Source organism: Streptomyces sp. NPDC028289, from assembly GCF_055565975.1.
Map to the genome: position 1 here is coordinate 712778 of NZ_JBVHTI010000002.1, position 13490 is coordinate 726267.

Consider the following 13490-nt stretch of genomic DNA (forward strand, 5'->3'; position numbering starts at 1 on the left):
ATGCCGACCGCACCCCAGACCACCGATGAGCTGTACCAGGCGCTCCAGGAGAACGACCGGCGCCCGTACGGCCGTACCCGCACCGTCGCGGCCGAGGAACTGGCCGAGGCCGCCGAGCAGTTCGAGGAACCCCGCGCGCTCGTCCACGCGCTCCTCGAACTCCAGGAGGCCTACACCTACGGCTCCGAACCCCGTAAGTCGCCCGTCGTCTTCGCCCGCTTGCTCACCCTCTTCGACGAACAGCCCGACGTCTTCGACGAGCGGCTGCGGCACATGCTGTTCTGGCGGTTCAAGTGGGTGGCCAACGCCCTGGTCGCCCTGCCCGAGATACCCCTCGCGAGTCTGCGCCAGTGGCTGACCGAGATGCGTGACCGGTACGAGAAGGCCGGTCTGGAGCTCCAGCCCTACTACGCACAGGCCTACCGGCTCGCCGCCCACGTCGGCGAGGACACCGACCTCGCCTACGAACTGTGGGCGGGGCGCACCCGCACCCGGCTCAGCGACTGCGAGGCCTGCGAGATCTGCGACCGCGCCCTGTACCACCTCGCCGCGGACGACGACGAGCGGGCGCTGCGCACCTGGGAGCCCGTCCTGGACGGGAAGGAGTCCTGCCAGGAGGAGCCCGCCCGCTCCGTCTCGTACGCGCTGCTTCCCCTGCTGCGCGCCGGCGCCGCCGACCGGGCCCGCGCGCTGCACCTGACCGGCTACCGCGCCTGCCGCCGCAACCCCTCGATGTCCGGTGAGGTCGGCCGCCACCTGGAGTTCTGCGCGCTCACCGGCAACGAGGCCCGCGGTCTGGAACTCCTCGCCGAGAACCGCAACCTGTTCGACGAGGTCGACTCGCCGCAGGACCTGCTCGGCTTCCTCACCGGCGTCGAGGTCCTCCTGCAGCGCGTCGAACTCCTCGGCCACGGCGAGCTGCCCGCCGCCGGATACGCGGGCCGCACCTGGACGGTGGCCGGCCTGCGCGCCGAGGTGCGCGGCCGCGCCGACGACCTCGCCGCCCGCTTCGACGCCCGCAACGGCACCACGGCCCACACCGACCGGCGCCGGGCCCGCCTCGACCGCGCCCCCATCCTGGACGCACTCGAACTGACCCTGCGCACCCGCGGCCTCGACGACGTGGCCCCGGCAGCCGCCCCCGCCGCCGTCCGCACGAGCGCCGCCGTCCCCGAGTCGCTGTCCGAACTCATCGTCCGGGCCCGGGAGTTGGACGAGCAGGGACATCCGGACGCGGCGGCCTGCTGGGCCCGGCTGCGCGCGCTCGTCGCAGCCCCCGGCTACGCCCACCCCGACGACCCGGCCGTGGGCCCGCTCGTACGGCTGCGCGCGGACCTGCTGGAGGACGAGGCGGGCCGGGCCGGCGAGAAGGAGAAGTTCGACGAGGCGGCCGCCCTGTACGAGGAGGCGGCGGGCCTGTACGACGAGGCCGCCCAGCCGGGGCACGCGGCGTTCGTCCGCGCCTGTGCCCTGCTCGCCGCGGCCCAGGTCGCCCCGCAGGGCGCCGACGAAGCCGGGGCGAGGACCGCAGCGCTGACCGACGCCCACGCGTCCATGGTCCGCCTCCACGAGAGGGCCACCGGCCTCGCCCCGTACCAGGAGGCCCGGCTGCTGCGACTGCGGGCGACCGCGCTCGGCCTGCGGTTCCAGACGTCCCACGACGAGGAGCACGCCGCGCCGGTCTTCGCCGAGGCGGACCTGCTGCACGCGTTCGCCGTCCGGCACGAGGTCGCCGGGCAGATCTCCGGAGCCCTGCTGCTCCGGGCCGGCACCCACGCCCTCTCCGGCGACCTGCCCGCCGCGGTCACCGCGAGCGACGCCCTCCTCGACCGGCTCAGGACACACGGCCCCGCCTGGCACCTGCCCCACGCCCTCGGACTCCGGGGGCGGATCCGGCTGGGTCTCAGGGACGCGCAGGCGGCCCACGAGGACCTGGCCGAGGCTCTCCGCCTGGCCGCCGAATGGCCCGCCGAGGCGGTGGCCACCGCCCGCCTGCACACCGATCTGGCCCGGACCTGCATGCGCCTGGGCCGCCCCGACGAGGCGCTGCGGCACCTGACCCGCTCCGCGGAGCTGGACCTGCGCCACGGCAGTCGGTTCGACGCGTTCTGCACCTACAGCAACGCGGCCCAGCTCAGCCTCGACCTGGGCCGCGTCGAGGACTGCATCGCGCTGCTCGACTCCGTGCTGGCCGAACCGGACGTCGCCGCGGGGGAACTGGACGACCGGCTCGTCGCCCAGCTGCGCCTGGCCCGCGCCCGCGCGCTGCACGCGGGGGAGGACCTCAAGGCCGCCACGGTGGAGTACGCCGCCCTCGCGGCCGAGTCGGCCGGCTGGGACGACGACCCCGGCAGCCACGCCATGATCGCCGCGGAGACCGCCGTGGTCCTCGCCGAGTCCGGCGAGTTCGGCCGGGCCCGCGAGGCCGCCGGCCAGGCCCTCGCCGCGCACGCCCGGGACCCGCGCTACGAGCAGCTCAGCAGCTGCCTGCGCGAACTCGCCCGTCTCCAGGCCCAGCAGCAGGGTGCCGAGGGCCTGGCCGACGCGCTCGCCCTGCTCGCCGACGCGGGCCGGGTCGCCGACGAGGCCCGCGCCGTGGGGTACGAGGCCCGCGGCCGCGACCTGGACAGCGCCCTCGCCTACGAACACGGGCGGGTCAACGCCTACGCCAGCGAGTACGAGACCTCCCTGACCGCCCTGGACAAGGCGCTCACCCTCCTCGGCGAACCCGAACCCGCCTCCCACGACAGGGACCACGTCGGCGAGTGGGCCGAGTGCGTCCGGCTCGCGGCCGTCGTGGAGGGCCTCTACCTGGAACGCCCCGATCCCGCCCTCGCCCGCCTGGACGGTGCGGTCTCCCGGCTCACCGCCCTCGGCCACACCGAGGAGACAGAGCAGCTGACCACCCTGGCGGCCCGGCTGCGCGACGAGGGGTGACCCGGTGGGCGCGGCGTGGCCCGGCCCCGGCCGGGCCATGCCGCGCCCCTGTCCGGGGGGTGCCCTCACCAGGTCACGGGCAGCTCGCTGACCCCGCCGGTGAGGGTGGTGCGCACGGCGAGGTCGTCGACGTCCTTGGCGAGCCGCAGACCGGGCAGGCGCTCGGCCAGGGCGGCGAAGACGATGCGCAGCTCCGTGCGCGCCAGGCTCGCCCCGATGCAGAAGTGCGGGCCGTGGCCGAATCCGAGGTGGTTGCGTTCCGGACGGTCGGGGTCGAACGTCTCGGCGTCGGTGTAGACGGACGCGTCGCGGTTGGCCGAGTTGATGGAGAGGATCACGGCGTCGCCGCTGCGGATGGTGACCCCGGCGACGTCGACGTCGGTGTGGGCGTAGCGCAGCAGACCGAGGTCGCCGGGTGCGCCCAGGCGCATGATCTCCTCGACGGTGGCGTTGACCCGGCCGGCCGGGTCGGCGGTCAGCGCCTGCCAGTGGTCGGGGCGGGTGAGCAGGAAGAGCGTCCCCAGCCCGATGCGGTTGACGGTGGTCTCGTGGCCGGCGAACAGCAGCCCGACGCAGAGCCTGATCATTTCGGAGTAGTCGAAGTCCGCGTCGGCGCTCTGGGCGTGTACGAGGTCGGAGATGACGTCCTCGCCCGGCCGGGCCCGTTTGGCCTCGGCGAGCGTCGTCATGTACTCGTTGAACTCCTCCCGGGCCCGTTCGGCCTCGTCCCCGATGGCGTAGTCGGCCATGCGCGCCGACAGCGAGGCGAAGTGCTCGCGGTCGGACTCGGGCACGCCGAGGAGCCGGCAGATCACCGCGACGGGCACCGGGAAGGCCAGCCCGGCATGCAGGTCGACCACCCCGTCGGGGGCCGCGGCACGCTCGGCGAGCAGCCGGTCGATGCAGCCGTCCACCAGCTGCCGTACGTGATCGGAGAGCATCACCATGCGCCGGGCGGAGAAGGCCGGGGTCAGCAGCCGGCGCATCCGGGTGTGATCGGCCTCCTCGGTGGCGTAGTTGCCCGAGGGGCCCTCCTGCACCGCGGCGCTCGTGATCCGGGACGCCCGTTCCGGCTCCGGATGGGAGCGGCCGAGCCGCTTGTCGCCGAGAAGGTCGCGGACCTCCTCGAAACGGGTGACCAGCCAGGCCGGATCCCCGGCCGGTGTGGTGACCGGCGTGATCGGCGCCTCCCGGCGCAGCACCTCGTAGAGAGGTGCGAGATCGAGCACGTTCGGCCGTGCGAAGGGTAGTCGGGAACGCTCGGCGGCACCGTTCATGGTCCTCCTCCTGGACCTCGGAACGCGATCTTCCGGCACTTCGACCGTAACACTTTATTGTCAGTCACTGCCAATAATGTTTTCGGCCAGTCGCCCCGCGGCCCGGGCGTGGTTGGATCGCCCGATGGAGGACGTGACCGTGGACAGTGGCCCGATAGCGCCCCGCCGGGGACGGCCCCCGGCCAGCGACCGGCAACGGCAGCGGCAGCGCCTGGACATCTCCCGCCACGCGGTCCGGCTCTTCGCCGAACAGGGCGTGGCCGCCACCTCCGGCGAGCAGATCGCGCGGGCGGCCGGCGTCTCGGAACGCACGCTGTGGCGCTGCTTCCCCAGCAAGGAGAGCTGTGTGGAGCCGCTGCTCACCCAGTCGATCGCGGCCTTCCGGGCGGTCCTGCGCGCCTGGCCGCCCGGCGTCGACCTCACCGAGCACCTGCGCTCCGCCTACCGGCCCGTACTCGACCCGTCGTCCGGCGGGGACGCCGAGGCGGTGCTCACCGTGATCCGGCTGACCCATGACGAACCCGCGCTGCGGGCCGTCTACCTGGTGCTCCGGGAGCGCGCGGAGGGCACGTTCGCCGAAGTGCTCGCCGAACGCGCGGGCGGCTCCGCCGACCTGCTGGGCATCCGGATGCGGGCCGCCACCATGAGCGCCGTGCTGAAGGTGGCGACCGACGACCTCGCCCGGGCCGTGGTGGGGGAGGGCGTCACCCCCGAGGCGCTGCGCCGGCACCGCGAACAGCTCGCCGACGCACTCGGCCTCGTCACCCGGGGGCAGTAGGGGCGTTGCCGGGGAGTCGTCACTCGCGCAAGCGGCACCGGCATTGAGCCCGGCATACGCCCCTTCGTGAACTTCGCACCCAGAAAGTCTTGTTGGCCTCGTTGACATGCCGCAAGCGCAGGCGTTTCACTCAACTCTCGTGCATGGCAACGTTGTCAGGCCGTGGGAGCGACCGGATTCGTTGCCTGTCGCCGGCATTCCGGTGACTGTCGGCGCGCCGACACCTGATGTGCGAAGCACGAACTGCTGCGGAGGCAACCGATGGTGAGACCCCGACGTTCAGCCGCACCACCCTCCACCCGAGCGAGATTCCGCCGACGCCTTGCCGTCGTCTGCGTCCTGGGCATGACGGCCCTGCCGCTCTCGGCGACGGGAAGCGCCCTGGCCGCGAGCGCCGGGACGCCGGCCCTCGTGACGGACCCCGCGTCCCTCGTCAACCCCCTCATCGGCACCTCCGGTGCGGTGGACACCTTCCCCGGCCCCGACATGCCGGCCGGCATGGTGCAGTGGGGTCCCGACACGACGCCGAACCGCCCCGACGGCGGCGGCTACGAGTACGCCGACCAGAAGATCTCCGGCTTCAGCCTCACCCACGTCTCGGGCCCGGGCTGCCCGGTCGCCGGCGACCTGCCCGTGCTGCCGGTGACCGGCGCGCTCTCGGGCGACCTCGGCAGCACCTCGGTCGGCTTCAGCCACGCCGACGAGCAGGCCGCCATCGGTTCCTACAAGCTCACCGACGCCAACGGTGTGAAGACCGAGCTGACCGACACCACCCGCGCCGGACTGGGCACCTTCACCTTCCCTGCCGGACAGCAGGCGAACCTGCTGTTCAAGCTCAGCGGGGGCGCCACCCAGGTGGACGGGACCCGCGTCCAGGTGGTGAACGGCAAGGAGATCAGCGGCGCGATCGACAGCGGCCACTTCTGCGGCGCGAGCAACCGGTACACGCTGCACTTCGACATCAAGTTCGACCGGCCGTTCGCGGCGAGCGGCACCTGGGTCGGCGGCACCATCACCCCCGACGCGAAGTCGCTGAAGGCGGGCAGGGTCGGCCAGACCCCGCAGAAGTCCACGTCGAAGCCGCTGAAGGAGAAGCACTTCACCGTCCCGGCGAAGCCGGCCCCGACGGTCCACGGGAGCGCCGCCAAGGCCTCCGCCAAGGCCTCCGCGGCCCCGAGCGCCAGTGCCGCCTCCCGGCTGTCCAAGGCCGCCGAGGCCGCCCAGCCGCCCACGACCGGCGCCAACGGCATGTACCTGACCTTCGACACCACCGCGAACACCACGGTCACGGCGAAGGTCGGCATCTCGTACACGAGCGACGCCAACGCGGCGGGCAACCTCGCCACGGAGATCAGGAACTGGAACGTCGGCGCCGTCGAGAAGGCCAACCACGACGCCTGGAACGCGGTACTGAAGAAGATCGAGGTGGGCGGCGGATCCGCCGACCAGCAGGCGCAGTTCTACACCGCGCTCTACCACGCCCTGCTGCACCCGAACGTCTTCTCCGACGACAACGGCCAGTACATGGGCATGGACAACCAGATCCACAAGCTGGCCAAGGGGCAGCAGGCCCAGTACGCCAACTACTCGGGCTGGGACACCTACCGCTCCCAGACCCAGCTGATGGCGATGGCCGAGCCCAAGGTCGCAAGCGACGTCGTCACCTCGATGCTCAACGGCTACGACCAGACGGGCCTGTTGCCCAAGTGGGCCTCGAACAACGGCGAGAGCTACGTGATGGTCGGTGACCCGGCCGCCGGCATCATCACCGACGCGTACGCCTTCGGCGCGACGGACTTCGACACGGCCAAGGCCCTCGCCGCCCTCCAGCACGAGGCCACCGTCCCGAACAACGACCGCCCCGGCGAGTCCGTGCGGGACTCCAAGGGCTACCTCCCGCTGGACGAGAACGACTACAACTGCTGCAACTTCTACGGCCCGGTCTCCACCCAGCTGGAGTACGACTCCGCCGACTACGCCCTCGCGGCCTTCGCGAAGTCGCTCGGAAAGACCGCCGTCTACCAGAAGTTCGCCACCCGTGCCCAGGACTGGATGAACGTCTTCAACCCGCAGACCGGCTACATGCAGGCCAAGAACAAGGACGGCCAGTTCGCGGGCGGCTTCACCCCCGGCACCTCCAACGGCTTCGTGGAGGGCACCTCCGCCCAGTACACCCCCATGGTCCCCTTCAACCTGCAACAGCTCATCCAGGCCCGCGGCGGCACCGAGGCGTACTCGTCCTACCTGGACAGCCTCCTCGACGACATCACCGCCCCCGGCGGCACCGACGCCGACCTGAGCAACGAGCCCAGCGTCGAGATCCCCTGGGAGTACGACTACACGGGCCAGCCCTGGAAGACCCAGGCGGCCGTCCGCGCGGCCCAGCAGGACCTCTACTTCAACGCCCCGGTCGGCTCGTTCGGCAACGACGACCTCGGCGCCATGAGCTCCTGGTACGTCTGGTCCGAGCTCGGCATGTACCCGGAGACCCCGGGCACGGACACCCTGGTGCTCGGCAGCCCGGCGTTCCCGGTCGCCCAGGTGACCCTAGGCAACGGCAAGACGGTGCGGATCAACGCCCCGCAGGCCGCGCCCGACGCGCCGTACGTGCAGTCCCTGAACGTCAAGGGCAAGGCCTGGAACGCCTCCTGGCTGACCTACCAGCAGTTCAAGGGCGCGGGCACGCTCGACTACACGCTCGGCACCCAGCCGAACACCTCCTGGGCGTCCGGCCCGTCGGCGGTGCCGCCGTCGGACACCACGGGCGGCGGCCGGGTACTGGCGGCGACCGGTCCCAGCAACGGCCTGGTCCTCCAGCCGGGCAAGGGCGACGACGCCACCCTCGACCTGACCAACCTCGGCAGCAAGGCCGTCACGGTCGACTGGACGGCGACGGCGCCCTCCGGCGTCACGCTGGACACGGCGTCCGGCTCGCTGACGGTTCCCGCGTCGGGCAGCGCCGAGGCCAAGGTCCACGTGACGGCGGGCGCGAGCGAGGGGACGTACCCGGTCACCTTCGCCCTGACCGACCACGGCACCGGTACGGCACTGTCCGGGGCGACCCTGCGCGTGGCCGTCGCCAAGGCCGGGGCGCTGTGGCCGTACGCCACCAACGAGGGCATCTACCCCGACGGCACGACCTACTCGGGCGGGTTCGACGGCGGCGGCTGGGCCTACTCGCAGAACGCGCTGTCGGCGGCCGGCGTCACGAGCGGCTCCACCCTCACCGTCGACGGCATCTCCTACACCTGGCCGGCGGTGACGTCCGGTCAGCTCGACAACCTGGAGATGGCCGGCCAGACGATTCCGATGCCGGCCGGCACCTCGGGGTCGTCGCTGGGCCTGCTGGGCGCCGCGGTCAACGCCCCGACCGACGGCAGCGGGGTCTCGGGCACGCTGACCGTCACCTACACCGACGGCACCACCTCCCAGGCGACGGTCGGCTTCTCGGACTGGACGCTCAACGGCGGCCCGAGCAAGCCGCTGCCGAGTGACACGACGGCCGTCACCACCGCCTACCGGAACACCGGGAGCGGGGGCCGGGACGGCGTGAAGACCTACGTCTTCGCGACGAAGGTCGCGCTGGATCCGTCCAAGCAGGTGGCGTCGGTGACGCTGCCGGTGACCGGCCAGACGGGCACCGACCACCTGTTCGCCTACGGCTTCGGCCAGTAACTCCGGCAAAGAGAGGGCCGGTCCCCCGGGCGTGTGCCCGGGGAACCGGCCCTCCTCGATGCCTGCCGCTACTGGACGTAGCAGTTCTTGACCGTCCCGGCGGCCGGGTCGTCGAAGACAGCGTTGTCACAGGGCGTGCCGCCCGTGAAGCTGCCGTAGGCGTAGTGGCCGTCGGCCCCGTAGGCGACCTCGTGGGTGCCGGTGAACGAGCAACTCCCGTTCTCGGCCGCGCAGGTGGTCCACGTCGTGAACGTGGGCGGCGGGGCCGTCAGGTAGCAGGACTTGGCGGTGCCGGGGGTGGGGTCGGGGAAGGCCGCGTTGCTGCAGGCGGTGCTCGGCACGGTGGCATAGGTGTATGTGCCGTTGGCGCCGTAGGCGACGGTCATCACGCCGGCGTACGAGCAGGTGCCGCCCTCGGTGGCGCACGGGGCCCAGACGTTCGTCGTGGGCGGCGGGGTCTGGACGTAACAGGCCTTGGCCATGCCGCTGATCGGGTCGTCGCCGAACGCCGTGTTCGTGCACGCGGTGTTTCCGGTGGCGGTGAGGTAGTCGAACCGGCCCTGGGCGCCGAAGGCGAGGGTCTGCGTGCCGGAGACGGCGCAGGTGCCGTTCTCCAGCGCGCACTGTGCCCAGGTGCCCGGCAGCGAGGTGTGCTCGGTGGGAGACACGGTGCCCGTGGTGGGGTAGGCGACGGTGTACGAACCGGGTTGCACGCCGCGGAAGTAGATGTAGTCGGCGTCCTGGTCCGCGCTCGCGACGCCGGTGGCGCCGGTGAAGGCGGTGCCGTTCCAGGCGGTGGTGCCGTTGATCGTGACCGTGTGGCTCTGGCCGAACCTGGGTACGGCGATCACCCCGGTGGAGCCCGTGTCGGAGCCCGTGTCGACCTGGAGGGCGAAGCTGCCGGAGGCGGGGTGGTCGTAGCTGACGTGGACGGTCTTTCCGGCGGCGACGGTCAGGGTGCCCTCGACGTGGGTGAGATCGCCGGGGTGCGGGACCACCTGGTAGGCGGTGCCGCCCGCGCCGGTCGGCTGGATGCCCAGGACGGCGGAGGTGAGCGCGCCGGTGGGGCCGGTCGACCAGCCGTGCGCCATGCTGGTGAAGGAGCCGCCGTAGGGGCCGACGTCGCCCTGGTTCGAATACCCCTCCCAGAACGTGCTGTTGGTGCCGATCGGGGAGTCGAGCATGAAGCCCCACTCGGTCCTGATGAGGTTCAGGGCGTTGGTGTCGTCACCGGCGGCGAGGTGGGCGTAGACCTCCATGGAGCCGGTGAACGGCGAGATGTTGTTGTTCCACTCCGGGGTCTGCGAGCCGCGGCTGCCCCAGCGGGTGCGCAGGTAGGCGGTCACGCTGTCGGCCTGTGCGGCGGAGGAGGTCACGCCGTACCAGACGGCGAGGGCGTTCCCGTCCTGCGGGTGGACGGTGCTGGTGGGGTTGTCCTTGTAGGCGCCGGCGGACGCGTCCCAGAGACGGGAGTCGATCTGCGTCCGGAGGGCCGCGGCCTGGTTGCCGTAGCTGGTCGCCAGCGTGCTGTCGCCCTCGGTGCGGGCCAGGGACGCGCCGGTGGTCAGGACCCGGTAGAGCATGGCGTTGGCCGCGATGTTCTCCCCGCCCTGGCCGGTGCGGGCCCAGTCCAGGGTGCCGGTGACGTTGAGCAGGCCGTTGGCGTCCACCTTGCCGGTGATGAAGTCCACGCCGCGCTTGTACTGCGACCAGATGCCGTCGAGCCAGCTCCGGTCGGCGGTGTCCAGGTAGTAGGTGTAGGTGCCGAGCAGGGTCCACATGTGGTAGGTGTCGGAACCGAAGAGGTTGAACTGCGGGCCTCCCCAGGGGAGTTCGCCTGACGACTTCTGGATCTGGTACACGGTGGTCAGTGAGTTGCGGGCGGCGGTCAGATCGTCGGTGCTCACGTACGCCGTGGGTAGGGAGATGCCCAGGTCGCCGGGCCACACGGAGCGGTCGCGCTTGGCGCCGTCGGACAGGACCTCGCTGCCCACCCCCACCACCGCGTTGTTCTCCCACCCGGAGGAGACCGGCGGATACGGCCGCCCCTGGGCCGGGTCGATGGTGTCCATCTGGACGGTGTAGGCGCCCGCGTACCAGATGCGGTTGAGCAGCGTGTCGTTGGAGTAGAAGTAGTCCGGGTAGGCCGCCGGATTCGTGGCTCCGGGGGCGGCCGAGAACGCGAGCGAGACGCCGTTGACGTCCACCCAGCCACCGGAGTCGAGGAAGAGCGTCAGATAACGGAATCCGCCGCGCAGCTTGTCGGCGGGCATGGTGTAGCTGCCGGCGCCGTTGACCGTCGCGTAGATCGCGCCGTCCGTACCGCCGCCCGAGTTGTCGCTGCTGTTGCCGACGTACAGCGACGACTCGCTGAAGGCCAGCCCCACGCTCTGCCCGGCACTGCTCGCCCCGGAAAAGCTGAGGGTGACGATGCCGCCGACCTCCTTGCCGAAGTCCAGGGTCACGGCCGAGCCGCTGCCGTTCAGCCGGGTGGCCTGGTGCGACAGCACATGGGTGGGATCGCTCACCGAGCCGGCGGTCCGGTACACCGAGACCGGTGCGAGCGTCCGCGAGGTCGGAGCGAGGTTGTAGGGGTCGCCGGGGGTGGCCGCGGCCGGCGTGGCGGCCACCGCCGGGGGCGGGGACTCGAAGGGTGCCACGCCGCCGAAGGCCAGGCCGAGGCCGACGACGAGCGCGATACGGAACGCGCCTTTGAAGGGATGGTTCACGGGAGGGTCCCCTCGGTTGATTAGAACGTTTCAACTCGCTTCAACGAGTCGCCAGAAAAGAGACGCACGCGATGAAGCTTCGGATTGTCGAGGTGTGTGAATGTATGTGAATCGATTCAAAACTAGGATGGGCGAGTGGTGCAGACCAATCGGGAGTGGGTCCAGGCAAGCAGGGTTGACGCGTGCAAGTCAATACGGGTGCGGAGCCTTGTCGTCCGGACCGGAGCGCGAGACGCGCCCCGTCGACTCGCCCGGGTGATGAAGCCCGAGGTCGCCGCCGGGGCGCGGGTGGACGGGGCCGTCAGCCGAGGGTGAAGTCGTCCGCGGTGACGTTGGACTGGCCGTACCAGCCGTGCACGTAGACGGTCACCGCTCCGCTGCTCCCGGTGGTGAAGCTGACCGTGAGCTGGTTCCAGCTGCTGCTGTTGGACCACGTGCTGGCGGTGGCGCCGCCACTGACCCCGATGTAGGCGTACGGGCCCTGCACCCAGGCGGTGAGGGTGTAGGTGTGGTTGGCGGACAGGGTGACGCTCTGGTCGCACTCGCCGGTGCTGCTGGAGCTCGGCGTGACCTGGAGGGCGTGGCTGCCGCTGTGGACGGGGCTGGAGACCACCGCGCTGCCGCCCGTGCAGGTCCAGGGGCTCGGACTGCCGGTCTCGAAGCCCGCGTTGGTCAGCGAGCCCCCGCCGCCTCCGCCGCTGCCGGAGGACGTGACCGTGAGCGAGTAGGTCGCGCTGTGGCTGCCGCTCGCGGCCGTGCCGGTGACGGTGATCGGGTAGGTGCCCGCGGCCACGGACGAGCCGACCGTCGCCGTCAGCGTGGAACTGCCGCCGGACGTCACGGACGTGGGGGAGAAGGAGACGCTGACGCCGGAGGGCGCGCCGGAGGCGGAGAGGCCGACGGACTCGGCGCTGCCGGAGGTGACGGCCGTGGAGACGGTCGCGGTCGCCGAACCGCCCTGGGCGACCGAGGCGGAACCCGGCGACAGGGACAGGGAGAAGTCGGTGGTGGTGCCGCCTCCGCCGCCCGTACTGCCCTCGTAGGGCACGAACGCGTCGGTGAACGCGAGCGTGTTCTGGCTGATCTCACTGCACGTGGACAGCGAGTTGGCGCTTCCGCTGCACGGCTGGTCCCGGTTGGCCGACCAGAACGACAGGCGCCCGACGCCGTTCTGTGCGGCGAAGGACTCCACCGTCTGGGCGTCCGCGAGGGTGAAGGTGGACCCGTCGTCGTTCTTGCCGATCATCGGCGTGATGCCGAGGTTGGCATAGGTGTAGCCGGAGTCGACGGACTGCATCTGCGCCAGCGTGGCCCTGGCCGCGGAGACCGCGCCCTGGCCCATCTCGGTGCCGGTGCCCGCGTAGTAGTCCATGGCCATGATGTTGACCACGTCGATCCTGATGCCCGCCGTCTTCGCGGCCTTGAGGATGTTGACGCCGTCGCCGGTGAGTCCGCTGGTCAGCACGGGCAGGGTCATGGAGAACTTCAGGTTGGGGTTGGACGCCTTGAGGTCCTTCATCGCCTGCATCTGACGGGCCGCGGCCGCGGTGTCCGCGATGGCGGCGCCCTCGACGTCGAAGTCGAGCTGGGTGACGCCGTAGTCGTTGATGATGGCCTGGTACCCGGCGTCGATGCTGCTCTGGGTCGAGCACGTCCAGGCGAGCGGCTCACCGCTCGCCCCGCCGGAGGAGATGATGACGGAGGCGCCCTCGGACTTCGCCCTGGCGATCTCGGGGTCGGTGTAGGAGTCGTTGCCCATGGGGAGCGTGTCGCCCCAGATCTGGGTGCAGCCCTCGCCGAGTACGAAGGCCGCCGTGTAGGCCTTGAGCCCGTGTCCCGTGACGGCGGTGTCGAGCAGTCCTTCCTGACCGTTCGACATGTCGACGTAGGGAGCCACGGAGTAGACGCTGCTCCCCGCGGCGCTGCCGGCGGGGGCCAGCGCCATGGTGACGCCGGTGGCCGCGAGTGCGAGCGCACACGCGGAGGCCGCAAATCTTGCCAGGTGCATGACAGTGGCCCTTTCGGGATGCCCATCGAGGGCGGGGTGGTGGGGGGTGGGCCGAGATTTGGTACATACCAAACCGCCGTCGAGGC

The 13490-nt window shown here is 71.5% G+C and carries 6 protein-coding genes; 3 read left to right on the forward strand and 3 right to left on the reverse strand.

What is annotated here, in order from left to right; all coding sequences use genetic code 11:
• Window positions 1-2937 (forward strand): hypothetical protein, encoded by a 2937-nt coding sequence (locus tag ACZ4UV_RS11130; RefSeq protein ID WP_467837435.1) that lies wholly within the window; start codon window positions 1-3, stop codon window positions 2935-2937.
• A gap of 65 nt (window positions 2938-3002) precedes the next feature.
• Here the strand turns inward: ACZ4UV_RS11130 and ACZ4UV_RS11135 are convergent, their stop codons facing one another.
• Complete coding sequence (locus tag ACZ4UV_RS11135; RefSeq protein WP_451020629.1) at window positions 3003-4214, reverse strand: cytochrome P450; 1212 nt, start codon at window positions 4212-4214, stop codon at window positions 3003-3005.
• Window positions 4215-4347: 133 nt separating this feature from the next.
• Here ACZ4UV_RS11135 and ACZ4UV_RS11140 point away from each other — a divergent pair, with 133 nt between their 5' ends.
• Both ACZ4UV_RS11140 and ACZ4UV_RS11145 read left to right on the forward strand, forming a co-directional pair.
• Window positions 4348-4992 carry a TetR/AcrR family transcriptional regulator gene (locus tag ACZ4UV_RS11140; RefSeq protein WP_467837438.1) on the forward strand — a complete coding sequence of 215 codons (645 nt, stop codon included), beginning with the start codon at window positions 4348-4350 and terminating at the stop codon, window positions 4990-4992.
• A 345-nt stretch (window positions 4993-5337) separates the two neighbouring features.
• Window positions 5338-8667, forward strand: coding sequence for a lectin (locus tag ACZ4UV_RS11145; protein ID WP_451020627.1), 3330 nt, complete (start codon window positions 5338-5340; stop codon window positions 8665-8667).
• Between the two features lie 68 nt (window positions 8668-8735).
• Here the strand turns inward: ACZ4UV_RS11145 and ACZ4UV_RS11150 are convergent, their stop codons facing one another.
• Window positions 8736-11396, reverse strand: coding sequence for an alpha-L-rhamnosidase-related protein (locus ACZ4UV_RS11150; RefSeq protein ID WP_451020626.1), 2661 nt, complete (start codon window positions 11394-11396; stop codon window positions 8736-8738).
• Window positions 11397-11697: 301 nt separating this feature from the next.
• Window positions 11698-13404 (reverse strand): carbohydrate binding domain-containing protein, encoded by a 1707-nt coding sequence (locus ACZ4UV_RS11155; protein WP_467837440.1) that lies wholly within the window; start codon window positions 13402-13404, stop codon window positions 11698-11700.
• Window positions 13405-13490 lie beyond the last annotated feature (86 nt).